This window comes from Bradyrhizobium sp. S69 (assembly GCF_009766005.1).
Classification (GTDB): Bacteria; Pseudomonadota; Alphaproteobacteria; order Rhizobiales; family Xanthobacteraceae; genus Bradyrhizobium.
The window spans coordinates 12168-36760 of sequence record NZ_LMUK01000006.1 but is presented as its reverse complement, the minus strand read 5'-3'; the positions used below and the strand labels follow the sequence as shown (position 1 = coordinate 36760).

The window sequence follows — 24593 nt, the reverse complement described above, 5'->3', positions numbered from 1 at the left end:
GGCAGGCGCCGAGGCTTTTTCTATCTGAGATATGTAGCTATCAGCCCGCTGCCTTGGCTTCGCGGCGCCGCGCGGTCAGGATGTATTCGGTGTAGCCGTTCGGCTGCTCGCGCCCCTTGAAGATCAGGTCGCTGGCGGCCTCGAAGGCTACGCCATCGAAGCCCGGCGCCATCGGCTTGTAGAGCGCGTCGCCCTTGTTCTGGCCGTCGACCACGACCGCCATCCGCTTAAGCGACTCCATCACCTGCTCCTTGGTGATGACGCCCTGATGCAGCCAGTTGGCCAGATGCTGCGCCGAGATGCGCAAGGTGGCGCGGTCTTCCATCAGGCCGACGCCGTGGATATCAGGCACCTTGGAGCAGCCGACGCCCTGGTCGATCCAGCGCACGACATAGCCGAGGATGCCCTGGCAGTTGTTGTCGATCTCCTGCTTCACATCGTCGGGCGCCCAGTTCGATTGCGACACCGGGATGGTGAGGATGTCGCTCAGTTTGGCGCGCGGGCCGCCTTTGCTCAGCTCCTGCTGGCGCGCCTGCACATTGACCTGATGATAATGCAGCGCGTGCAGGGTTGCCGCGGTCGGCGACGGCACCCAGGCGGTGGTCGCGCCGGCCTGCGGATGGCCGATCTTTTGCGTCAGCATGTCGGCCATCTTGTCCGGTGCGGCCCACATGCCCTTACCAATCTGGGCATGGCCGGGCAGGCCGTCGATCAGGCCGATGTCGACGTTCCAGTCTTCATAGGCCTTGATCCAGGGCTGCGCCTTCATGTCGTTCTTGCGGATCATCGGGCCCGCTTCCATCGAGGTATGGATCTCGTCGCCGGTGCGGTCGAGGAAGCCGGTGTTGATGAAGCAGATACGCTCCAGCGCCTGCTGGATGCAGGCCTTGAGGTTGACCGTGGTGCGGCGTTCCTCGTCCATGATGCCGACCTTGAGAGTGTTTTCCGGCAAGCCCAGCATCTGCTCGACCCGGCCGAACAATTCGCAGGTCAACGCAACCTCGTCCGGACCATGCATCTTCGGCTTGACGATATAGACCGAACCGGTGCGGCTGTTTTTGGTCTTCGAATCGCCCTTGAGATCGTGGATCGCGAGCAGGCCGGCAACCGCGGCGTCGAGAATGCCTTCCGGAATTTCCTCGCCTTTGCCGTCGAGCACGGCGTCGGTGAACATGTGATGGCCGACATTGCGCATCAGCAGCAGGCTGCGGCCGTGCAGCTTGAGCTCCTTGCCGTCGGGCGTCTTGTAGACGCGGTCAGGGTTGAGCGCGCGCTTGAGCGTCTTGCCGCCTTTGTCGAAATCAGCCGACAGCGTGCCGTCCATCAGGCCCAGCGTGTTGCGATAGACCAGCACCTTGTCTTCGGCATCGACGGTGGCGACGCTGTCTTCCATGTCGAGGATGGTCGAGACTGCGGATTCCAGGATCATGTCGGCGACGCCGGCCGGATCGTCCTTGCCGATGATGTGGGTGCGATCGATCACGATCTCGATATGCATGCCGTTGTTGACCAGCAGGATCACGGTTGGATGGGCTGCGTCGCCCTGATAGCCCGCGAACTGCGCGTTGGCCTTCAGCGCCGTGGCGTTGCCGCTCTTCAGTTTGACGGCGAGCTGGCCGGCGATGACGCTGTAGGAAGTCACATCGGTGTGGCTTGCGGTCGCCAGCGGCACGGCGTGATCGAGAAACGCCTTGGCTTTCGCGATCACCTTGGCGCCGCGGGCCTTGTTGAAGCCCTTGCCGCTCTCGCTCGGGTCGTGCGGGATCGCGTCGGTGCCATAGAAGGCGTCATACAGGCTGCCCCAGCGCGCATTGGCGGCGTTCAGGGCGTAGCGTGCGTTGGTGAGGGGAACGACCAGCTGCGGTCCGCAGATCTTTCCGATTTCGTCATCGACGTTGGCGGTCTTGACGGTCTGTGTTGCCGGCTCCGGCAGCAGGTAGCCGATCTCCTTGAGGAACGCCGTGTAGGCGTTCATGTCGAAGGGCTTGCCCTTGTGGGTGCGATGCCAGCCGTCGATTTTCGCCTGCAACGCATCGCGCACCGCGAGCAGATCGCGGTTTTTCGGAGCCAGATCGCGGATGATGGCAGCGAGCCCGGCCCAGAACGCGTCGGCGGAAATTCCGGATTTGGGGGTAGCTTCCTTGGCGACAAAATCGAACAGGACGGGGGCGATCTTCAGTCCGTGGGCATCGATGCGATTCATTATCAAACTCTCGCGAGCAGCGGCAGTTACACGCTGGTTCAGGGCTAGCCGTTTTCAGGGCAAAAAGAGATCACGCCGCGAGGGCGGCGTTCAAGCCTCTTTTAGCGCCAAAGCCCCGGCCCTGAGAAGGCCTTTAAGGGCGCCGATTGCGCAAACAATGACCGTTGCCGGCTTGGGCGGGCCTAGATGTTGGCGGCCAAATCGACCGGTTCGCCGAACACAATGCCGGTTTTGATCAACATTTGCTCGATTTCGTCGATCGCCTCGGGCACCGATCGCGCCGAGGTGTCGATCGAAAGCTCGCTGGCGGTGGGCGGCTGGTAGTCATTGCCGATGCCGGTAAAGCCATGCAGGGAACCGGCGCGCGCCTTGGCGTAATGGCCCTTGGGATCGCGGCCTTCGCAGACTTCCGCCGAGGTCGCGACATAAACTTCGCGGAACGCGGTATCGGCGATACGGCGCGCGGCGGCACGGTCGTCCGCCGACGGCGAGACCGCGGCGACGATGGCGATATGCCCGTTGCGCGCCAGATGGGTGGCGATTTCGGCCAGCCTTCGGATGTTCTCGGCGCGGTCCTGCGCGGAGAAACCGAGATCGCTATTGAGGCCGGCCCGCAGCGTGTCGCCGTCCAGCAGGATTGGCGAGCCGCCTTGGCTGAACAGCCGGCGTTCCAGCGCCCGCGCCAGCGTCGATTTCCCGGAAGCCGGCAGCCCCGTCAGCCACACCACCGCGCCGCTGTGACGGTAACGCGCCGAGCGTTCGTCGTCGCGTAGGCCTGACTCCACCGGTACGATATCGACCGGAACGGCGCGCTGACCGGCATCGACCGACAGCACCAGGCCGCCACCGGCGATCCGGCCATTGACCTCGATCACCAGCCGTCCGGTGCGCGGATTGTCGGTATAGGCATCGGCCGCCAGCGGCCGGCCCAGGGAAATGTCGATCTCGCCAACGTGATTGCGCGCGATCGATTTGGTCTCGACGCTGGAGAGTTCGCCGGGATCGACCGCCTTTTCGATCGCGACCACGGTCGCACGGGTTTCCCGCGTGCCGAGACGGATCAAAATCGAGGCGCCCGTCACCAGCGGGGTGTCGTGCAGCCAGAAGATCCGCGCGCGCAGCCGGCGGGTGTCGCGCGGCGTGCTGCCGATATGAGCGATCACATCGCCGCGTTCGATAAACAGTTCGCGATCGAGCGTGATGCCGACCGAGCTTCCCGCGCCCTGGAGGCCCGCGACCGGGGTAACCGGCCAGCTCTCGACGCTCTTGATCTTTGCGATCTTGCCCGCCGGCATGATCACGACCTCGTCGCCGGTGGAGAGGCTGCCGGATTCGATACGCCCGGCGACAATGCGGCGGTCATCGAATTTGTAGATCGCCTGCACCGGCAGCCGCAGCGCCAGCGCTTGCAGCGGCCGGGCGGGCTCCAGCGCATCCAGCGCCTCGACCACGGTCGGGCCGTCATACCATTGGATGTTCGCGGTGCGCGCGGCAACGCCGTCGCCGTCGCGGGCCGAGATCGGAATGATCGCCTTGGGCGTGACGCCGAGGCCGATCAGATGCGCCGAAATCTCGTCGCTGATCTCCTTGAAGCGCGCCGCGCTGAAATCGACCCGGTCCATCTTGTTGACGACCACGGCGACCTGTTTGACGCCGAGCAGATGCAGCAGATAGCCGTGCCGCCTGGTCTGGTCGCGCACGCCTTCCAGCGCATCGATGATCAGGACCGCGCCGTCCGCCTGCGAGGCGCCGGTGATCATGTTGCGCAGGAATTCGGCGTGGCCCGGCGCATCGATCAGCACCACGTCGCGGGAGCGTGTGCGAAAGCTGATCTGCGTGGTGTCGATGGTGATACCCTGGTCGCGCTCGGTCTGCAGCGCATCGAGCAGGAACGACCATTCGAACGGCATGCCGCGACGCGCGCTGACCTCTTTGAGCATCTCGAGCTTGCCCTCGGGCAGGCTGCCGGTTTCGAACAGCAGGCGCCCGACCAAGGTGGACTTGCCGTGATCGACATGGCCGACGATGACGATGCGAACCTGCGGACGGGTGGTGCCGTTGGGTGTCGTGGGGATCGCGGTGGGGACAAGCATGTTCATCTGACGCCTCGCTATATGTTGGTCAGAGATAGCCGGCGACACGCAGCCGCTCGAAGGCATCTTCGGTCTCGTGGTCGAGCGCCCGGCCGGCGCGTTCCGGCACCTTGGTGCCGTTGAGCTCGATCAGGATTTCTTCGATGTTGGAGGCGGTCGACGCCACCGGATTGGTGATGTCCTGGTCGCCCAGCGAACGGTAACGCTTGCCGTCTCTGGCGAGATACAGCGGGATGATCGGAATGTTTTCGCGCTGCGTGTAGGCCCAGATGTCCGCTTCGGTCCAATGCAGGATCGGGTGAATACGCAAATGCGCGCCGGGCGGCGGCGAGGCGTTGAACTGGTCCCAGAATTCCGGCGGCTGGTCGCGCACGTCCCATCCGCCTTCGGTGCCGCGCGGCGAGAACACGCGTTCCTTGGCGCGCGTCGCCTCTTCGTCGCGCCGGATGCCGGCGATCAGACCGTCGAAGCCGTATTTGGTCAGCGCTAGTTTTAGTCCTTCGGTCTTGCGCGCGGCCGAGCGCGCGGCCGGCGGCAAGGTCGGATCGACGGCGTCGATCGGCGGGCAGGGCTCGATCTTGAGATCGAGTTCCCATTCCTTGCCGTAGCGATCGCGGAATGCGTACATCTCCGGAAATTTCTTGCCGGTATCGACGTGGAGCGCGGGAAACGGCACGCGGCCGAAGAAGGCCTTGCGCGCCAGCCAGATCATCACGTTGGAATCCTTGCCCAGCGACCACAGCAGCGCCAGCTTCTTCAGCCGAGCAAAGGCTTCCCTGAAAATGTAGATGCTCTGCGCTTCGAGCGCATCGAGATGATCGTTGATCGGGGCTGTGGTTGATGTCAGGAGACGTGCATCCGCCGAACGCGGCGGCAGCCCCGACCCATTAACAGTGTCCACGCCACGCAACCGGTCTTTCGCGGAATCGTTGTCGAGAAGATGCATCTCTAGACCTTGGACTTTGGAGGTAGAAATTCTATAGTTGCAGCGCGATAGAGAAGAAATAATTTTCTCTTTGCGGCCGCTGAAAGACACATATATAGAAAATAATTCCAGTCAACCCCAGAAGTCGGGGACGAGAGTTTCGCATGCGATTCCTTCCGGTCTTCCTCGATCTGCAAACCGGACCCGTTCTGCTCGTCGGAGGCGGCGAACTGGCGCGGGCGAAATTGCGCGTGCTTTCGGCGGCCGGCGCGCGCATCCGATGGTTTGCCACCGACGGCAATCATGATGTCAGCGGATTGAATGCCGGCGAGGTGGCGCGGATCGAATTTGCCGCAGGTGATCCGCTCGCCGCCGATCTGCACGGGGTGATTGCGATCCTGTGCGCGGGCGCCGGTAATGTCGGCGTTGCCATGTCGGCACGGGCGAGAGCCGCCGGCCTGCCCGTCAATGTCATGGACGACCTGGAGCATTCGAGTTTCATTTTTCCGGCCATCGTCGATCGTGGTGACGTGGTCATCGCGGTCGGAACCGGCGGCACATCGCCGGTGGTGGCGCGCCGGGTGCGCGAAAGCATCGAGGCCATGCTGCCGGGGCGGATCGGCGATCTCGCCACCTTCATCGGGCGCTTCCGCAAATCGATCAACGGACGCATCGCGCAGATGCCGCTGCGCCGCCGTTTCTGGGAACGCGTCATCGATGGCCCGATCGGAGCGCTGGTTCTTGCCGGACGTAACCTGGAAGCCGAGCAGGCGCTCGCCGACATCACCGACCCCACGATTTTCGCCGGTGCGTCAGCATCGGGCGAGGCCGAAGGCCGGGTAACGCTGGTCGGCGCGGGTCCCGGCGATCCTGATCTTTTGACCGTCAAGGCGTTGCGGGCGCTGCAGGATGCCGATGTGGTGTTTTACGATGAACTGGTCTCGCCCGAGATTCTCGATTGCGCGCGCCGCGATGCCTCGCGCATTCCGGTCGGACGCCGCGTCGGAAAGCCCGGTATCGGCCAGGATGCGATCAACAAATTGCTGATCGAAGCGGCGAAATCAGGCCAGCGCGCGGTGCGGCTCAAGGGTGGCGACGCCTTTGTGTTCGGTCGCGGCGGCGAGGAAGTCGAGGCGTTGCGCCAGGCCGGTATAGCCTATTCGGTGGTGCCGGGAATTACGGCTGCGCTGGGCGCCGCGGCGCAATTCGAGGTGCCGCTCACCTTCCGCAATGAGGCGCTGCGAATCACCTTCCTGACCGCGCACAAGGCCAGGGATGCCGAGGCGGTCGACTGGTCGGCGCTGACCGACGAGAAGATGACCGTGGTCGTCTATATGGGGATGACCGCTGCGACCTCAGTGCGCGCCGGCCTGTTGGCCGCGGGCCGCTCGCCGCAAACGCCGGTCGGCGTGTTCGCGCGGGCGACCCTGCCGGATGCGCAGGCGGCGGTCGGAATCCTCGCCGAATTGCCCGATCTGGTCGCACGGGTCGATCGCGGTCCTGCGATTCTCGTGATCGGCGACGTGGTTGCGCATTCCGCGCCAGCGCTTGATCAGAATTGGCGTGATCAGAACTTCACACAGACGATCTCGAAACTATTGGAAGCTGCCGAATGACCTCTCCGCTTGAACAAAAGAAAATCAAAATCACCGGACCGTCGATGGTGACCGCGAATCGCACCTGGGATGGCATCGTGATCTATCGCACGGCCGATCAGGGCTGGTCGGCGGAGCTGGCGGATGCCGCGATCGTGCGTACCTCCGACGAGGCACGGGCGTTGCTGACCGAAGCGATCGCCGACGATGTCGGCGCGATCGGCGCCTATATCGCGCCGGTCGAAATCCAGGATTCGGGCAAGATCGCGCCCGGCAATCTTCGTGAACAGATCCGGTCGGAAGGCCTCACCATCGAGCTTCCGGTTCCGGCGTAAGGCACTCAATCATGTACGCATATGATGAACTCGACCGCACGCTTATCAACGAACGTGTTTCGGAATTTCGCGATCAGGTGAAGCGGCGCCTCTCCGGCGAACTCACCGAGGACGAATTCAAGATGCTGCGGCTGCAGAACGGCGTCTATCTGCAATTGCATGCCTATATGTTCCGGGTGGCGATCCCGTACGGCACGCTGTCGTCGAAGCAGTTGCGGCGGCTGGCGCATGTCGCGCGCCGCTACGATCGCGGCTACGGCCATTTCACCACGCGGCAGAACATCCAGTATAACTGGATCAAACTCGCGGATCTGCCGGATGCGCTGGCCGATTTGGCCGAAGTCGGCATCCACGCCATGCAGACCTCGGGCAACAACACTCGCAACGTCACCTCGGACCAATGGGCCGGCGTCGCGCCCGGCGAAATTGAAGATCCCCGAATCTGGTCGGAATTGCTCCGACAATACACCACGCTGCATCCGGAATTCTCGTTCCTGCCGCGCAAGTTCAAATTCGCCATCACCGCGTCCGAGCATGACCGCGCCGCGATCAAGGTCCACGATATCGGCCTGCGCCTGCTCAAGAACGCCGATGGCGAGACCGGTTTCGAGGTGCTGGTCGGCGGTGGGCTCGGCCGTACGCCGTTCATCGGCAAAACCATCAAGCCGTTCGTCCATGGCCGCGATTTGCTGAGCTACGTCGAGGCGATCCTGCGCGTCTACAACCAGTATGGCCGCCGCGACAACATCTACAAGGCGCGCATCAAGATCCTGGTGCACGAACTCGGCATCGAAAAATTCGCCAAGGAAGTCGATGAGGAATGGAAGCTGATGGGCGACAGCGCGCTGACGCTGGATAATTCCGTCGTCGAGGAAGTCCGTTCGCGCTTCTCGTATCCCGCCTACGAAAAGCTGCCGCACATGCCTGACGAGCTGAAACAGGCGGCGCACGATCCGCTGTTCGAGCGTTGGCGCAAGAATTCGGTGACCCCGCACAAGGTGCAAGGCTATTCGATCGTGACGCTGTCGCTGAAGCCGGTCGGTGGCCCGCCCGGCGACGCCACCGCCGATCAGATGGATGCGATCGCCGATCTCGCCGATAAATATTCATTCGGCGAAATCCGGGTCGGCCACGAGCAGAATCTGGCGCTGCCGCACGTCGCCAAACGCGATCTGCCGGCGCTGTGGAAGGCGCTCGACAGGATTGGCGTGGCGACCCCGAACGTCAATCTGGTCACCGACATCATCGCCTGTCCGGGGCTGGATTACTGCTCGCTGGCGAACGCGCGCTCGATCCCGATCGCGCAGGAGCTGACGCGGCGGTTTTCCAACCACGACACCGCCAGCCTGATCGGCCGGCTGCACATCAATATCTCCGGCTGCATCAACGCCTGCGGTCATCACCATGTCGGGCATATCGGCATTCTCGGCGTCGAGAAGAATAACGAAGAATACTATCAGATCACGATTGGCGGCCGCGCCGACGAGAACGCCGAGGTCGGCACCTTGATCGGACCCGCGGTGCCTTACGCCGAAGTCGCCGACGTGATCGAAGACATTGTCGAGGCCTATCTGGCGCTGCGCGACCGTCCCGAAGAACTCTTCGTCGATACGGTCAAGCGCCTCGGCGTCGAACCATTCAAGGAGCGTGTCTATGCGACTCGTTAAGCAGGGCAGAATTGCCACCGATATCTTCCTCCACGTGGCCGACGGCGCCGAATTGCCCGAGGACGGCGCGATCCTGATCCCGGCGGCGCGGTTTCTCGAAAATGCCGAAACGCTATCGCAGCGCGCCGACAAAATCGGGGTGATCTGGCCGAACAACCGCGATCTCGATGATCTCGTGCCGTATCTCGATCGGGTCGTGGTGGTCGCATTGGTGTTTCCGTCGTTCCGCGACGGCCGCGCCTATAGCCAGGCGCGGCTGCTGCGCGAACGCTATGGCTTTAAGGGCGAACTGCGTGCCACCGGCCAGGTGCTGCGTGATCAGTTCGTGTTCATGCTGCGCGCCGGCTTCGACGCCTTCGAGGTGAAGAAGGACGCCGACGCGGACGCCTTCGCCGAGACGGTGAAGCGCTACACGGTGTTTTATCAGCCCACCGGCGATGGTCGCGTCACCGCGCTCAATCGGCGGATGCAGTTGCGTCATTCGGAGAGCGCCAGCCAGTGAGCACGCTAGCGCATCGCTTGTCGGCGGAACGCACGCCGCCGGATTTGCCGTCGGCTGACGAGCTTGACCGCGCGTTGCGTGATGCATCGCCGGCCGAGATCATCGCCGCGGCGTTGCAGGCGGTCGGCCGCGAACGTCTCGCAGTGGTCTCGTCGTTCGGCACTGAATCGGCTGCCTTGCTCAAAGTGACGGCCGATGTCGATCCGGCCATTCCGGTGATCTTTCTCGACACCGGATGGCTGTTCGAGGAAACCCTAGCCTATCGCGACACGCTGATCGCAAAGCTCGGTTTGCGCGATGTGCGTTCGATCAAGCCGCTGGAACAGGACTTGTCGCGCGAGGATCCCGACCGCGAGTTGTGGTTCTCCGATCCGGATGCCTGTTGCCGGATCCGCAAGGTCGAGCCGTTGGCGCGGGCGTTGGCGCCGTTCAGCGGCTGGATCAATGGCCGCAAGCGCTTTCAGGGCGGTGCCCGCGCGACGATGGCCGTGGTCGAAGCCGATGGCGTCAGGCTGAAGTTCAATCCGTTCGCCAACGTCTCGCCGCAGGAGATCGAGGCGATTTACAAGCAGGCCGACCTGCCGCCGCATCCACTTGTCGCATCGGGTTATCTCTCGGTCGGGTGTATGCCATGCAGCAGCCGCACGTCGCCCGATGAAGACGCGCGTGCCGGCCGCTGGCGCGGTCGCGCCAAGACAGAATGCGGCATCCATACGGTGAAGCCTTCCTAGGACAACGACGCTGCGTTACCGCAAACAATGAAATGCCGTTTCGTTGACTTGAGGTGCCGTTGTCGTGAGTTATGTCGGCATGCTGTGGCGACGTCCGCCGTCAGCCCGAATGGAGTCTGAGATGGTTCGCCGTATTCTCATCGTGGCCGCGGGATTGCTCTGGGCGAGTTCGGCATTCGCTGCCGATTACTCGCTGCTCAATGTATCTTACGATCCGACGCGCGAACTCTATGTCGACTTCAACAAGGCATTCGCGGCCGCCTACCAGAAGGAGACCGGCAAGAGCGTCGAGATCAAGCAGTCGCACGGCGGCTCCGGGTCGCAGGCGCGCGCCGTGATCGACGGTTTGCAGGCGGATGTCGTCACGCTGGCGCTGGCCTATGACATCGATGCCATCGCCGCCAAGGGCCTGGTCGCGACCGACTGGCAGAAGCGGCTGCCGCTGAACGCCTCGCCTTACACGTCGACCATCGTGTTCCTGGTCCGCAAGGGCAATCCCAAAGGCATCAAGGATTGGGATGATCTGATCAAGCCCGGCGTCGCCGTCATCACGCCGAACCCGAAGACTTCCGGCGGCGCGCGCTGGAATTATCTCGCCGCATGGGGCTACGCGCAAAAGAAATTCGGCTCGGCCGACAAGGCCAAAAAATTCGTGGCCGATCTCTATCAAAACGTGCCGGTACTCGATACCGGTGCGCGCGGCTCGACCGTGACCTTCGTCGAGCGCGGCGTCGGCGACGTGCTGCTGGCGTGGGAGAACGAGGCGTTCCTCGCGCAACGCGAGTTCGGCAAGGACAAGTTCGAGATCGTCTCGCCGCCGCTGTCGATCCTCGCCGAGCCGCCGGTCGCCATTGTCGACAAAGTTGCCGACAACAAGGGCACGCGCGGGGTAGCCGAGGCCTATCTGAAATATTGGTACAGCAAGGAAGGTCAGGAAATTGCCGCACGCAATTCCTATCGCCCGCGCGATCCGGATATCGCCAAGGAATACGAGAGCTCGTTCGCGAAGGTCGATCTGTTTACGATCGACGACGTGTTCGGCGGCTGGACCAAGGCGCAGCAGGAACATTTCAGCGAAGGCGGCATCTTCGATCAGATCTACAAGAACTGATCGAGTCAGCGGCCAACAGGGGACATTGTGAGTGTAATCGCGGTAAGGCGCAGCAATCTGCCGGGGTTCGGTCTCACCATGGGACTGACCCTGACCTGGCTCTCCGTCATTATCCTGATTCCGCTCGCGGCGCTGTTTCTCAAGACGTTCGAACTTTCACCGGAGCAGTTCTGGGGCATCGTCAGCAGCAGGCGGACGCTCAACGCGCTGAAGATTTCGTTCGGCCTTTCGTTTGCCGCAGCGCTGGTCAACCTGGTGATGGGAACGATCATCGTCTGGGCGCTGGTGCGCTATCGCTTTCCGGGCCGCCGGCTGTTCGACGCCATCGTCGACATTCCCTTTGCGCTGCCGACCGCGGTGGCCGGCGTGGCGCTGACGCAATTGTTCGCGCCAAAGGGCTGGCTCGGTGGACCGCTGGCGGAACTCGGCATCAAGGTCGCGTTCACGCCGGTCGGAATCTTCGTCGCGATGATTTTCATCGGCATTCCCTTTGTGGTGAGAACGGTTCAGCCGGTCCTGATCGATCTCGACGTTGAAATCGAGGAAGCCGCCGCGAGCCTCGGCGCCAACCGCTGGCACACGGTGCTTCGCGTGATCCTGCCGGGCCTGATTCCGGCACTGTTGACGGGATTTGCGCTGGCGTTCGCGCGCGCCGTCGGCGAGTACGGCTCGGTGATCTTCATCGCCGGCAATCTGCCCAATGTGTCGGAGATCGCGCCGCTGCTGATCGTGATCCGGCTTTCCGAATTTCGCTATGCCGACGCAACCGCGATCGCGGTCGTCATGCTGGTGGCATCGTTCCTGATCATCTTTGCGGTCAATCGCCTGCAACGCTGGGCGCAAGCCCGCATCCCGACGCATTGAGGCCGAGCGATGACGATTATCACCGCGTCGGACCCGGCTCACCTCTCCCATCGGGAGAGGTCGGATCGCGTGAGCGATCCGGGTGAGGGGTCAAGTTCCGCAGCGCTTCCCGTTGGCAATCGTAAAACGACTGTGGGCATTGCACGGAGTAACTCGCGTACCGAGCCGGGTCCCGTTCGCTTCGTCATCATTGTGCTGGCGCTGACGTTCCTGACCGTGTTCGTGGTGTTGCCGCTGGTCGTGGTGTTCGCGCAGGCTTTTTCCAAAGGCTTCATCGCTTATTTTGCAGCACTTGCGGAGCCGGAAGCGTGGTCCGCCATCAAACTGACGCTGCTGGTGGCGGCGATTTCGGTCGGGCTCAATCTGGTGTTCGGAGTGCTCGCGGCCTGGGCGATCGCAAAATTCGATTTTTCCGGGAAGACCTTCCTGATCACGCTGATCGACCTGCCGTTCTCGGTCAGCCCGGTTATCGCGGGTCTGGTCTTCGTGCTGCTGTTCGGCGCGCAGGGCTATTTCGGCCCGTGGCTGCAGGCGCACAATATCAATGTGCTGTTCGCGGTCCCCGGCATCGTGCTGGTGACGATTTTCGTGACATTCCCGTTCGTGGCGCGCGCGCTGATTCCGCTGATGCAGGAGCAGGGCACGCAGGAGGAAGAGGCCGCGATCTCGCTCGGGGCGTCAGGCCTACAGACCTTCTTCCGCGTCACCCTGCCCAATATCAAATGGGGCCTGTTGTATGGCGTATTGCTGTGCAACGCGCGCGCCATGGGCGAGTTCGGTGCGGTGTCGGTGGTGTCGGGTCATATTCGCGGCGAGACCAACACCATGCCGCTGCTGGTCGAGATCCTCTACAATGAATATCAGTTCGTATCGTCGTTCGCGATTGCGTCGCTGCTGGCGATGTTGGCGTTGATTACGCTGGTGGTGAAGACCGTACTCGAGCGGCGTCTCGACGAAGGGCAGGCTCCAAGTGACCATTGAAGTCAAAAACATCGTCAAGAAATTCGGCGCTTTCGCAGCCCTCGACAATGTCGATCTGAAAGTCGGCAACGGCGAGTTGCTGGCGCTGCTCGGCCCGTCGGGCTCCGGCAAGACCACGCTGCTGCGGATCATTGCAGGTCTTGATTGGCCGGATTCCGGCGAGCTTTCGTTTGACGGGGAAGATGCGCTGGGGCGCGGCGCCAGCGAGCGCCAGGTCGGTTTCGTGTTCCAGCACTACGCGTTGTTCCGCCACATGACCGTGTTCGAAAATGTTGCCTTTGGTTTGCGGGTGCAGCCGCGCGGGGTTCGCAAGGACGAAGCCACCATCCGCGCCCGCGTCAAGGAATTGCTCGATCTGGTGCAGCTCGACTGGCTGTCCAGCCGTTATCCGAGCCAGTTGTCCGGTGGCCAGCGCCAGCGTATCGCGCTGGCGCGCGCGCTTGCGATCGAGCCGCGCATCCTTCTGCTCGACGAGCCGTTCGGCGCGCTCGACGCCAAGGTCCGCAAGGAGTTGCGGCAATGGCTGCGTTCGCTGCATTCCGAAATCAGCGTCACGACGATCTTCGTCACCCACGACCAGGAAGAGGCGCTCGAGGTCGCCAATCGCGTGGTGGTCATGGACAAGGGCCGCATCGAACAGATCGGCACCCCGGGCGAGGTCTATGACAGCCCGGCGACCGCCTTCGTTCATGGCTTCATCGGAGAATCCATCGTGCTGCCGGTCGATGTCCGCGACGGCGCGGTTCGGCTAGGCGGCAGCGCGCTGGATATCGGCGCCAACGGCGCGGCCTCCGGCGCTTCCAAACTGTTCGTCCGGCGCCACGATATGCAGATCGGTCCGCCGGGGAGCGGTGCGCTGCAGGGGGCGGTCCGCCATGTCCGTTCGTTCGGGCCGATCCAGCGGGCGGAAGTCGCGCTGTCCGCGGGCGAGGGTAACACCGTGATCGAGATCGACGCGCCCCGCGACCGGGAACTACGGGCCGGGGAAATGGTCGGCTTGCAGCCCCGCCGTTACCGCATTTTCGCCGCGCAGAAATGACCGCCGGATAAAATCCCCCGCGTTCACCATTCAGCCACGGTTGGTATGCAACAACTGCGGCCGGTTGGGGGAATTCCATGTCGCGGGCGATCATCGCCATATTCGGATTTTTGGTGCTGGGCGGCTGTGCGGCGGAAAATACCGTCACCGAGCAGCCGGCCATGTATGTCAACATGGCCGATGCCGGAGCCCGGCTCGATCCGCAGGCCGCGGCTTCGATGATTTCGCAATACCGGCAAAATAATGGCCTCGGCGCCGTGGCGGTCGACCCGGATCTGATGCGGCTCGCGGAGACGCAATCGCAGGCGATGGCCGCCAAAAACAAGCTCGACCACGACGTCAAGGCGCCGCTGGCCAAGCGCCTCAATGAGGGCGGATATCCCGCGACAATCGCGGTCGAAAATGTGTCGGCCGGCTATCACACGCTGGCCGAAGCTTTTTCGGGCTGGCGGGACTCGCCCCCGCACCGGGAAAATATGCTCAAAAACGGTGTCACAAAAATGGGCATCGCGGCCAGTTATGCTCCAAATACCAAGTACAAGGTGTTCTGGACGCTCATTCTTGCATCAACCGACGCGCGATGACCCGGGCTTGATCGCGATTGATCGCTTGGCCGATTGACGCCACTGCGAACTGTCGCCACGGTGCGTTTTTTCGGTATTAGATCGGGTGGCATGACGGATAATTCCGACCCAACCCCGGCGACAACGCCTGCCAAGGCGATGCCGGTGCTTGTTCTGCAAGGCGGCGGTGCGCTCGGCTCTTACCAGGCCGGCGCTTACCAGGCGTTGTGCGGCCATGATTTCGAGCCTGAATGGGTCGCCGGCATCTCGATCGGCGCCATCAACGCGGCGATCATTGCCGGCAACGATCCGCAAAAGCGCGTCGCGCGCCTCAAGGAATTCTGGGAGCAATGCGCCTCGCCAGTGCCCTGGAATCCGATCGTTAAAAACGATCATGCGCGCACTCTTTTCAATGGGGCCAGCGCGGCCTTGATTGCGACGTTCGGCGTCCCCGGCTTTTTCAGCCCGCGCATTCCGCCGGCGCCGCTCTGGCCGCCGGGCAGCGCGCAATCGCTGAGCTATTACGACACGGCGCCGCTTAAAAAGACGCTGGAGCACTTGGTCGATTTCGACCGGATCAATGATCTCAAGACCCGCTTGAGCGTCGGCGCGGTCGGCGTGACGTCGGGCAATTTCAGGTATTTCGACAATGTCGAGTTCAAGAAGCTCGGCAAGAAGATCGGCCCGGAACACATCATGGCGTCCGGTGCGCTGCCGCCGGGCTTTCCGTCGGTCGAAATCGAGGGCGAGCATTATTGGGACGGCGGCATCGCCTCCAATACGCCGCTGGATTACGTGCTGGATGAAGAGCTCAAAAAGGACCTGCTAATTTTCCAGGTCGACCTGTTCAGCGCGCGCGGCCTGTTGCCGACCTCGCTGCTCGAGGCATCCGAGCGTGAAAAGGATATCCGCTTTTCCAGCCGCACCCGGATGAACACCGACAAGAACAAGCAGGTTCACGACGCCCGCAAGGCGGCGCGCGATCTCATCAGCAAATTGCCCGAAGATCTGAAGAACGATCCGGCGGTGGCGTATTTGAGCGAACTCGCCAAGGAAAACACCGTCACGGTGGTGCACCTGATCTACCGCAGCAAGAACTATGAATCGTCTTCCAAGGACTACGATTTTTCCCACGTCGGAATGGTCGAGCACTGGGGCGCGGGGGTCCGCGACGTGCATTTGTCAATGCGTCATGAAGATTGGCTAGAACGGCCGCAATCCGGTGAGACCATGGTGACTTACGACCTTACGGGGGACAGCACCGAAACCCGAGGCGGCAAATAGATCGGCAAACAGGAGTGAAGAAATGGGTACTTTGACAGGCAAGACGGCGGTCGTGACCGGCTCGACCAGCGGCATCGGTTTGGCCTATGCGCGCGCCTTTGCAGGCGCCGGCGCCAACATCGTCATCAACGGCATGGGAGCGCCCGCCGACATCGAGAAGGAACGCTCGGCGATCGAGACCGACTTCAAGGTCAAGGCGGTGCATTCGCCGGCAGACATGACCAAGCCCGCCGAGATCGCCGAAATGGTGGCGCTTGGCGAAAAGACCTTCGGTTCGGTCGATGTCCTCGTCAACAATGCCGGCATCCAGTTCGTCTCGCCGATCGAGGACTTCCCCACCGAGAAGTGGGATGCCATCATCGCGATCAACCTGTCGTCGGCGTTTCACGCCATGCATGCCGCGATCCCCGGCATGAAGAAGCGCGGCTGGGGCCGCATCATCAACACCGCCTCGGCGCATTCGCTGGTGGCCTCGCCGTTCAAGTCGGCCTATGTTTCGGCCAAGCACGGCATCGCCGGCCTGACCAAGACCGCCGCGCTCGAGCTCGCGACCTTCAAGATCACCGTCAACTGCATCAGCCCCGGCTATGTCTGGACCCCACTGGTCGAGCACCAGATTCCGGAGACCATGAAGGCGCGCAACATGACCAAGGAGCAGGTCATCAAGGACGTGCTGCTGGACGCGCAGCCGACCAAGGAATTCGTCACCTCCGAGCAGGTCGCGGCATTGGCCCTGTTCCTGTGCGGCAACGACGCGGCGCAAATCACCGGCGCCAATTTGTCGATCGACGGCGGCTGGACCGCGGAGTAATCCGCGGCTCGCTTCAAGGTGTCCGAACGTCACTTGCTTTTCGTCATGGCCGGGCTTGTCCCGGCCATCTACGTCTTGCTTGTTTGAACTCAGCAAAGACGTGGATACCCGGGACATCTAGCGCGAAGACGCGCTTCGCGCTTCTGCCCGGGCATGACGAACATCAGCGCGGTCCTCGACCACGACCGAGGTGGCGGCCGCCGCCACTACCCCAGCGCCACCATGCCGCTCCAGAACTGCATCGCGTCGCCGGTGTCGACCTCGTAGTTATGGGCGAAGACGAGCTTGCCGTCGGGGCCGACGTGGAAGGTCGCAAGGTTGGCCGGCACGGTCTTCACCCCGTCGCCCTCTCGCACCAGCGCGGTCTGGATGGTGGCGGCAACCAGCATTTTTCCGCTTGGATCGAGCGAGAAGGTGCGCGGGTGGATTCCGTGCACATCCGCGTTCTGGATCAGCGTCGGCTCGCCGCTCGACGGATCGATGGCGAATACCGCGATGTTGTTCTCGCCACCGGGGAACACCTGCTTGCCGTCAAAATCGACGGTGTCGCTGGCCCGGTTGCCGACATAGACGTAACGGCCGTTCGGGTGGACATGGATGGTGCCCGCGGCCTGGCGCGAGCGGATGTTTCCGGGCTCGGCCAGCGTATCCTTGATGAAGATAGGCTGCGGATCCAGCACGCCCTCTTTTTGCAGCCGGTAGACGTTGAGCTTGTTCTCGCGTTCGCGCGACACATACACCAGCGGCAGGCTGGGGTGGAAATCGAGATGGCGCGGTCCGAAGCCGTAGCCGCCGTCGGGCGCGACCGACCCCCGGTTGGCGAGCTGGCCGTCCTTGAAGCTGAACAGTTTTAGCGCACCCGGGTCTTCCGGCTTGCTGCCGGCCGCGTCGTTGCCGCGGGTCACCAGAATGGCGGCATCGTTGGCGGGCGTCACCCGGATCTGATGCGCGAAGATGCCGCCGTCGAGCGGAGCCGCGGCCTGCTTTACTTGCTCGCCGACGGTGCCGTCCGCGGCGATCCGATGCACAGTGACGCCGCTCGGGCTATTGTAGGCGACCAGCGCATAGCCGCCGGTTCGATCGAGCGACATGTGGATCGGCCGTGCCGCCAACACGGCCGGCGGCCCGTGCGCCGTGAGCGCGCCACTGCCGGGGTCGATGCGCAGCGCGCTCAGGAAGTGGCTGTCGCCCTTGATGCCGAGCGAAGACGATCCGCCATTGCTGGTGGCGACATAGAGGAACAAAGCGGACGGATGACGCCAGACATATTGGACATTGCCGGGCAGCACGATCGTGCCCTGGCGGGTCAGACCGGCGTCATCGACGCCGATCTGATAGAGCGTCAGCGCCGGACCGACGCTGGCGTAGAAAACGGCTTTGCTTGATGTCATCTGGCTCCACGCGCTGCGAGGCGTTGCGATGACGCCGGCGACAAGTGCTGCGAGCGACCGGCGATCGATCATGGCCTATTCCTCCGCGGTCATGGATTCTCTTAAGCGGAATCCCGATGCCGATGCTAGTTCTGTTGCGATGCTACTGGAAGGGGCGGGTGTGAGGAAGCATAGCTGCACTGCGGCGGAAGGTTATTGCTGCCTCATGGTGAGGAGGCGCTCTTGCGCCGTCTCGAACCATGCCTGATGCAGACATCCTTCGAGACGGCGCTGGCGCGCCTCCTCAGGATGAGGGAATCTCAGCCGTGCTTCCCGAACGCCAGCACGTGAAGCCCGAGCCGCTGCCGCACGATCCAGAACAGCAGCACGGTCTCGAACACCAGCGAGATTGAGGTCGCGGCCGCCGCTCCATGACCGCCGAACCGCGGCACCAGTGCGATGCAGAGCACCATGTTCATGACAAAGGCCAATGCATAGGCCAGCGCGCAGATGTGCTGGTGTCCCAGCATGTTGAGCAGGCGCTCCACCGGACCGATGGCCGAGCGCACCACCAGCCCGATCGCGGCGATGAACATGATGTCGTATCCGCCGACGAATTGCGCGCCGAACAGCCACAACAGCGGTTTGCCCAGCGCCAGCAGCAGCACGGTCGCTGCCAGCGAGGGCCAGAACGTCCATTTAATCGCGTGCGCGACATAGGCCGACAAGCGTTCCTTGTCGCCGAGCGCATGATATTCGGCGAAACGGTGCGCCGTGGTCGCCGACATCGCGTAGTGGATGAACGATACCAGCGCCAGCGTCTTCACCACCGCGAAGTAGACGCCGACTTCTTCCGAAGAGCGAAATTGCTGCAACACCAGCACGTCCGTATAGGACAGCAGCAGATAGAAACTTTCGACCAGGAGTATCGGCAGCGAGATCGCAAGCCAGCCCCGGAAATCATAGGCCTTGGGTCCAGCCGCGATGTGGCCGGCGAGCCGTCGGTTCAGTACGATCATCTGCCCGATCATCGCGATCCACACCGCGCCGGCGCTGGCCAGCATCGCGATGGTGGCGCCGAGTTGAAGGCCGAGCGCGAAAGCGCCGGCGGTGAGCCCGATGATCAGCGCCTGGCGGATGACGAATTGCGGCATCAATCCGAGCCGCATCCAGTCATGCGAGCGCGCGATGCCGTCCTGGGTGTTGGCGACCACGAAGGCCGGCAAGGTCGCACAGCCGATATAGAGCGGCACGATTTCGCCCGAGCCGAGCCAGGGCGATAACAGCCTGACCACGCCTGCGAGCAGCAGCGAGACGACCGCGGACACCGACAACGTCATCCAGCGGCTGCCGGAAAGGAAACCGCGCAGCAACGCCTGTTCGCCACGGGTGCGGTATTCCGGAATGATCTTTTGCGCCGATGCCGAGATGCCGAAATCCATCATGCTGCCGAGCAGCAGCACCCAGGTCCAGACATAGACGTAGATACCGTAATCCGAGCCGCCCATCCAGCGCGCCAGCAGGATCTGCGAGAGGTAAGCGAGCCCGGCGCTGAAGACACGGATGATGAAGACGGTGCCGGCGAGCCGCTTGGTGACCGATGCCTCGCTGGAGCCACCAAGGACGGCCCCCGCCATTGCCCGCAATCGCGCCAGGACGCCGACAGGCGAAGCGTTTGCGGATTGGCTGTCCATCACGGCCACGGAAAATCATCCTCGGAGGCGCGGCAAGGCGCCGATGCTCCGATCTATCAACGATTCGTTAAGATTCGGTTGGGTGGGGGTGACGCTTGTGGCTATCTCGGACGTCATCCTGAGGTGTGCGCTCTTTCTTGCGCGCCTCGAAGGATGGCTGCACGCACTGCGCTGAACAACATCCTTCGAGACGCGCGCAAGGGCGCGCTCCTCAGGATGACGGCCGATATAGGTTCACGGGCCCGTTCGCTGGGACGACGCGGGAGAGGCCTCAATTCAAATTGGTATTGAACTCGTAGGAGTGCTCGCCGCCGACCAGCGTCAGCTTCAGCGCGGCGCCTTCGGCGTTGGTGCCGGGCGGCACGCCGTCGAGTTCGAAGGAAAATCGCTTCACCCCGGGCGGGCCATGTTCCAGTAGCTTTGGTACCGGCAGCGACCAGTCCGGCGTCGGTCCTTCGACGAACAGGTTGATCTCACCGCTCCCGGCCGGCGCCGCCACATCGACCAGCACGGTCGTTTTGCCTTCGCGCTCGACGTCGCGGATGGTCAGCGGATTGGGATCACCGATCGTGGCGGGCTTGGGCACGGTGTCGAGGGCTGCAAACAGCGCGCTGTCCTCGGTGCTCGCCACGCTGGTGAAAGGCAGCTCCGCGTCGGCCTCGACGGGAATGCAGAGTTTCTCGCAGACCGCATAATTGACGGCGGCGCGAAGCGTCACCGGCTTGTCGGCATTCTTCGCGACAATACGCAGCGGCAGCACGATCTGGTCGTGATAGCCCAGCGAATGGCCGCCCGCGCCGTCGTCGAACTTGGTCGGCGCCGGCCATAGAATGGTCACGGCTTCGACGTTTTCCGATTTGGAGAAGTCGAAGCGCGGCGGCACGCCGGAATCGCCGGGCGTCCGCCAATAGGTTTTCCATCCCGGCTGCAGTTGAATGGCAATGCCGCCGAGCAGCACCGCGCCGCTGCGCGAACCCGCCAGCAACCGCACCGCGGAATGCCCATCCCGTTGCCACGGCGACGCATCCTGGGCGCGCGCCTCGGCGCACAGGGATGACATAATCAGGGTTGCGGCGACGCCGAGCGCGCAGCGCTGGGGAACTGTGATGATCATGCGACGTTGTTTACAGCCAAGCGAGACTGCAAACCATTGAATTGCTTGTGATGTATGCCTAAAGGCGGATTCAAGATTGATTGACAGAACGGCCACCCGATATCAGGATGGCAGCGAATGAGAGAGTCCGTCGCACATGGACCCTGAAAGCAAAAGACCAAGGACCATTCGCCGCCGAACCGCCCGCGGCGGTGACGATGCGGCAAGTCGTGGCTATCTCGACGGGCAGCTCTTGATTGCGATGCCCGTGATGGACGATCCGCGCTTCGAGCGCTCGGTGATTTATCTTTGCGCCCACTCGTCCGAGGGCGCGATGGGCATCATCGTCAATCGCCCGGCGGGCAGCATCGATTTTCCCGGTCTATTGGTGCAACTCGACATCATCAAGAAGTCCGAGCAGATCAAGCTGCCGGAAAACGCCGAATCCATGAAGGTACTGAAAGGCGGTCCGGTCGAGACCGGCCGCGGCTTCGTGCTGCATTCCAGCGATTTCTTCATCGAGGACGCGACGCTGCGGATCGACGACGGCATTTGCCTGACCGCGACCGTCGACATCCTCAAGGCCATCGCCAAAGGCGACGGCCCCAAGCATGCGATCCTGGCATTGGGTTATGCGGGCTGGGCGGCGGGGCAGCTTGAAACCGAAATCCAGCACAATGGTTGGCTGCATTGCGATGCCGATGCGGACCTGATCTTTGGCGGCGATGTCGAGGAAAAATATTTGCGCGCGCTCGCCAAGATCGGGATCAATCCGGGCATGCTGTCCACCGATGCGGGGCATGCGTAGGTTAGTTTTGCGCTGACATTTGACGCCATTTTAGAGTCGTCCCGGCCTCCGCGCCGGGACCCATAACCCCGGCGTCTGTGTTCATGCGCGGCTTGTCCAACGGCGTATCTTAAAACGAGGGGACACGGCGTATGGGTCCCGGCGCGGAGGCCGGGACGACGCAAGGGTGTTCGCTATGAGGCGAGATTTACCCCTTACTCCGCCGCCTGCTGCGCCACCGTCGGCACGGTGCCGGCCACGGTCGCGCGGCGCATGTCGCGGGGCTGGGACTGGTCGTAGCGGCGGACGCGGTGCATGGTCTGGCGGTTGTCCCACATCACGAGATCATGCACCGTCCATTTGTGGACGTGGACGAACTCCCGCTGGGTCGCGTGCTCGGTGAGATCACGCAGCAGCACCCGCGCCGCCGGCACCGGCATGCCGACAATGCCGCCGGCATGCGACGACAGATACAGCGACTTGCGGCGATGCACCGGGTGGGTCCGCACCAGCCGTTGCAACACTGGCTTGAACATCTGCTTTTCTTCCTCGGTGTAATCGAGGAAGCCCAGCGATCCCCGCGAATACATCAGCGAGTGCTCGCAGATCATGTCTTCGATCTCGGCTTTGGTGTCACCGTTGAGCTCGTCATAGGCCGCGCGCATGTCGGCGAATTCGGTGTTGCCGCCCTTGGGGTTGACCACCCGCGCCGACAGCAGTGAAAATTTCGCCGGAATCGGCCGAAACGAACTGTCGGAATGCCACAGGCAATTGCCGAGATTGAACAGATGGGTGCGGTGATCTTTCGGCAACGGCTTGCCGTCCTTGCCGAGGTTGGAGACGTCGTTCAGCCCGGACGTCAGCCGGTAATCTTCCTTCTTGGTTACGGTGCCGCCGCGGGCATTCTCGCGCTCGCCGAAATTGCGCGCGAATATCAGTTGCTGGTCGTCGGTGATATCCTGATCGCGGAACAGCAGCACCGCGTATTCGTCCATGCCGGCTTCGATATCGGCGGCCTCCTGCGGCGTCAGCGGTTGGCGCAGATCGATGCCGGAGACCTCGCCGAAAAAGTGCGGGTGAAGCTTTCGGATCGAAAGGGCCATGGCGTTTCTCCTGATTGAGGCGAGCGGTTTGTTCCACTTCGTTTGGGCGAAAAACTACTCCCCGATGCTGTGATGTCAACGTTTCCACACATGCGGCAGCGCCGTACAGGCATGCTCGTCAAGCGTCGCTCTCAGGCATTCCGCGCCATCAGCCCGCCATCGACCGCGATCACGGCGCCGGTCAGGAACGACGCGGCGGGCAGGCACAGGCTCAGCGTCATGTGCGCGACTTCCTCGGGATCGCCGTAGCGGCCGAGCGCGGTGCGCCGCTTGGCGTAGATCGTCTTGTGTTCCTCGGAAATCCGATCCGTTATCGCGGTCCTGATCGGGCCCGGGCAGATGCAATTGACGGTGATGCCGTCGCGGCCCAATTCCACCGCAAGCGAACGCGTCAGGCCGGTGACGCCGGCCTTGGCGGCGGCATACGGGCTGTGCAATGCGGTAGCGCCGAGCGCCTCGGTGGAAGCGATATTGACGATGCGCGGCGATTTCGATCGGCGCAGATAGGGCAATGCCGCGTGGATGATGCGCGGATGCGCGGTCAGCATCACGGCGAGGCCCTTGGTCCACGCCTCGTCATAGCCGTCATCGTCGATTGCGACGCGTACGGATATGCCGGCATTATTGATCACGATATCGAGCCCGCCGAAATGCGCCGCGACGTCATTGACGACGGTGGTGATGGCCTCGCGATTGGCGACATCGAGCGTCCAGGCCTTTGCCGTTCCGCCGCTCGCCGTGATCTCTTTTGCGACCGCTTGCGTGCCCTCTGCCGTGATATCCGTGACCGCGACATTGGCGCCCTCCGCGCCGAACACACGCGCGGTGGCGCGGCCCATGCCGCTGGCGGCGCCGGTGACCAGAACGGTCAATCCCTTCACCGACCGGCTAAGCTGCTTGAAATCCGACATCAGGTGGCTCTTTCGCAAATGATGCGCTGCAAGATCGGCAACGCTTGATTGACAAGGCGTGATCGACAAGGTTTGCCGGATGAGGCTTGCACCGATCCGAAAGGAGGTCAAACCTGATGCGAGAAAACCTGATGCGGACAAGGATGGTGTGGCGATGAACGAACTGGATTTCAGCGGCAAGCGGGTGCTGGTGGTCGGCGGCTCCAGCGGTATCGGTAACGGCATCGCACAAGCGTTCCGCGCCAAGGGCGCGCGCGTCGATGTCTGCGGCACCCGCGCCGGCGCCGCCGATTATTCGCGCGCCGAAGGATCGCATCTCGAGGGCCTCGATTACGCTCAGCTCGACGTCAGCGATTCATCGGCGATCGAAAGCTTTCAGGCACCCTTTGAACGGCTCGATGTGCTGGTGCTGGCGCAGGGCGCGGTGATCTACCGGCGCGGCGAATTCGAAATGGACGGCTTCCGCAAAGTGCTCGAAGTCAATCTGATGAGCCTGATGGCCTGCGCGACCAAATTCCATCCGATGCTGCGTGCGGCGAAAGGCGCGATGATCATCGTCAGTTCGACCGCCGCCTATCATTCCACCAAGGGCAATCCAGCCTACAATGCCTCGAAGACCGGTGCGGTCGGGTTGACCCGCACGCTCGGGCAGGCGTGGGCCGAAGACGGCATTCGCGTCAACGGCATCGCGCCCGGTCTGGTCGACACCAAGATGACGAAAGTGACGACCGCAAATCCGAAGCGGCTCGAAGGCGCGATTGAGCGGATACCGTTGAAGCGGCTGGGAACGCCGGAGGACATGGCCGGCGCGGCACTGTTCCTGGCCTCACCGCTGGCGTCCTACATTCTCGGCCAGACCCTTGTGGTCGATGGCGGTCTAATATTGTAGCAGCCGGAACCGGAGCCCTCCTCATCGGTTACATCCTTGCAC

The 24593-nt window shown here is 62.8% G+C and carries 22 protein-coding genes; 14 read left to right on the top strand and 8 right to left on the bottom strand.

The window, feature by feature from the left end; translation table 11 throughout:
- Positions 1–40: 40 nt before the first annotated feature.
- From GSQ88_RS01075 to cysD, 3 genes are all read right to left on the bottom strand, one after another.
- Positions 41–2203, bottom strand: coding sequence for a malate synthase G (locus GSQ88_RS01075; RefSeq protein WP_159005383.1), 2163 nt, complete (start codon positions 2201–2203; stop codon positions 41–43).
- 182 nt (positions 2204–2385) lie between these two features.
- Positions 2386–4302: an adenylyl-sulfate kinase gene (gene cysC / locus GSQ88_RS01070; RefSeq protein WP_159005382.1), complete on the bottom strand. Its 1917-nt coding sequence runs from the start codon at positions 4300–4302 to the stop codon at positions 2386–2388.
- A gap of 22 nt (positions 4303–4324) precedes the next feature.
- A complete protein-coding gene (cysD, locus tag GSQ88_RS01065) occupies positions 4325–5242 on the bottom strand; it encodes a sulfate adenylyltransferase subunit CysD (protein ID WP_246735017.1) in 918 nt (305 codons plus the stop codon).
- Positions 5243–5385: 143 nt separating this feature from the next.
- On the opposite strand from cysD, the gene cysG reads away from it, so the two are divergent.
- The 12 genes from cysG to GSQ88_RS01005 all read left to right on the top strand — a co-directional run bounded on the left by cysG (position 5386) and on the right by GSQ88_RS01005 (position 16704).
- The gene (gene cysG / locus GSQ88_RS01060) at positions 5386–6837 is read left to right on the top strand and encodes a siroheme synthase CysG (RefSeq protein WP_159005381.1); all 1452 of its coding nucleotides are present in this window, start codon (positions 5386–5388) and stop codon (positions 6835–6837) included.
- Complete coding sequence (locus GSQ88_RS01055; RefSeq protein ID WP_159005380.1) at positions 6834–7151, top strand: DUF2849 domain-containing protein; 318 nt, start codon at positions 6834–6836, stop codon at positions 7149–7151. The genes cysG and GSQ88_RS01055 overlap by 4 nt, the downstream gene beginning before the upstream one ends.
- Positions 7152–7162: 11 nt before the next feature.
- Positions 7163–8818 (top strand): nitrite/sulfite reductase, encoded by a 1656-nt coding sequence (locus tag GSQ88_RS01050; protein WP_159005379.1) that lies wholly within the window; start codon positions 7163–7165, stop codon positions 8816–8818.
- On the top strand, positions 8805–9320 hold the full coding sequence (locus tag GSQ88_RS01045; protein ID WP_159005377.1) for a DUF934 domain-containing protein: 516 nt from the start codon (positions 8805–8807) through the stop codon (positions 9318–9320). The genes GSQ88_RS01050 and GSQ88_RS01045 overlap by 14 nt, the downstream gene beginning before the upstream one ends.
- Positions 9317–10051, top strand: coding sequence for a phosphoadenylyl-sulfate reductase (locus GSQ88_RS01040; protein ID WP_174247885.1), 735 nt, complete (start codon positions 9317–9319; stop codon positions 10049–10051). The genes GSQ88_RS01045 and GSQ88_RS01040 overlap by 4 nt, the downstream gene beginning before the upstream one ends.
- 121 nt (positions 10052–10172) lie before the next feature.
- Entirely contained in the window at positions 10173–11162 is a 990-nt protein-coding gene (locus tag GSQ88_RS01035) for a sulfate ABC transporter substrate-binding protein (RefSeq protein ID WP_174247884.1), read from the top strand.
- A gap of 27 nt (positions 11163–11189) precedes the next feature.
- Positions 11190–12026 carry a sulfate ABC transporter permease subunit CysT gene (gene cysT / locus GSQ88_RS01030; protein WP_174247883.1) on the top strand — a complete coding sequence of 279 codons (837 nt, stop codon included), beginning with the start codon at positions 11190–11192 and terminating at the stop codon, positions 12024–12026.
- Positions 12027–12158: 132 nt separating this feature from the next.
- The gene (gene cysW / locus GSQ88_RS01025) at positions 12159–13007 is read left to right on the top strand and encodes a sulfate ABC transporter permease subunit CysW (RefSeq protein ID WP_246735016.1); all 849 of its coding nucleotides are present in this window, start codon (positions 12159–12161) and stop codon (positions 13005–13007) included.
- Complete coding sequence (locus GSQ88_RS01020; protein WP_159005374.1) at positions 12997–14046, top strand: sulfate/molybdate ABC transporter ATP-binding protein; 1050 nt, start codon at positions 12997–12999, stop codon at positions 14044–14046. Before cysW ends, GSQ88_RS01020 begins: the two co-directional genes overlap by 11 nt.
- Before the next feature lie 77 nt (positions 14047–14123).
- A complete protein-coding gene (locus GSQ88_RS01015) occupies positions 14124–14630 on the top strand; it encodes a CAP domain-containing protein (RefSeq protein ID WP_159005373.1) in 507 nt (168 codons plus the stop codon).
- A 90-nt stretch (positions 14631–14720) separates the two neighbouring features.
- Positions 14721–15893 carry a DUF3734 domain-containing protein gene (locus GSQ88_RS01010; RefSeq protein ID WP_159005371.1) on the top strand — a complete coding sequence of 391 codons (1173 nt, stop codon included), beginning with the start codon at positions 14721–14723 and terminating at the stop codon, positions 15891–15893.
- A gap of 22 nt (positions 15894–15915) precedes the next feature.
- On the top strand, positions 15916–16704 hold the full coding sequence (locus GSQ88_RS01005; protein ID WP_159005369.1) for a 3-hydroxybutyrate dehydrogenase: 789 nt from the start codon (positions 15916–15918) through the stop codon (positions 16702–16704).
- Positions 16705–16910: 206 nt separating this feature from the next.
- Here GSQ88_RS01005 and GSQ88_RS01000 read toward each other — a convergent pair whose 3' ends face one another.
- The 3 genes from GSQ88_RS01000 to GSQ88_RS00990 all read right to left on the bottom strand — a co-directional run bounded on the left by GSQ88_RS01000 (position 16911) and on the right by GSQ88_RS00990 (position 20882).
- Positions 16911–18167 carry a lactonase family protein gene (locus GSQ88_RS01000; protein WP_159005367.1) on the bottom strand — a complete coding sequence of 419 codons (1257 nt, stop codon included), beginning with the start codon at positions 18165–18167 and terminating at the stop codon, positions 16911–16913.
- Between the two features lie 227 nt (positions 18168–18394).
- Entirely contained in the window at positions 18395–19768 is a 1374-nt protein-coding gene (locus GSQ88_RS00995) for an oligosaccharide flippase family protein (protein WP_159005574.1), read from the bottom strand.
- Between the two features lie 271 nt (positions 19769–20039).
- The gene (locus tag GSQ88_RS00990; RefSeq protein ID WP_159005365.1) at positions 20040–20882 is read right to left on the bottom strand and encodes a protein-disulfide reductase DsbD domain-containing protein; all 843 of its coding nucleotides are present in this window, start codon (positions 20880–20882) and stop codon (positions 20040–20042) included.
- A 136-nt stretch (positions 20883–21018) separates the two neighbouring features.
- Between GSQ88_RS00990 and GSQ88_RS00985 the strand changes: the two genes are divergently transcribed.
- Positions 21019–21669, top strand: coding sequence for a YqgE/AlgH family protein (locus GSQ88_RS00985; RefSeq protein ID WP_159005364.1), 651 nt, complete (start codon positions 21019–21021; stop codon positions 21667–21669).
- A 194-nt stretch (positions 21670–21863) separates the two neighbouring features.
- Here the strand turns inward: GSQ88_RS00985 and GSQ88_RS00980 are convergent, their stop codons facing one another.
- Both GSQ88_RS00980 and GSQ88_RS00975 read right to left on the bottom strand, forming a co-directional pair.
- The gene (locus GSQ88_RS00980) at positions 21864–22751 is read right to left on the bottom strand and encodes a TauD/TfdA dioxygenase family protein (RefSeq protein WP_159005363.1); all 888 of its coding nucleotides are present in this window, start codon (positions 22749–22751) and stop codon (positions 21864–21866) included.
- 131 nt (positions 22752–22882) lie between these two features.
- On the bottom strand, positions 22883–23662 hold the full coding sequence (locus tag GSQ88_RS00975) for an SDR family NAD(P)-dependent oxidoreductase (protein ID WP_174247882.1): 780 nt from the start codon (positions 23660–23662) through the stop codon (positions 22883–22885).
- 154 nt (positions 23663–23816) lie between these two features.
- Between GSQ88_RS00975 and GSQ88_RS00970 the strand changes: the two genes are divergently transcribed.
- Complete coding sequence (locus GSQ88_RS00970; protein ID WP_159005362.1) at positions 23817–24551, top strand: SDR family NAD(P)-dependent oxidoreductase; 735 nt, start codon at positions 23817–23819, stop codon at positions 24549–24551.
- The last annotated feature ends 42 nt before the right edge of the window (positions 24552–24593 follow it).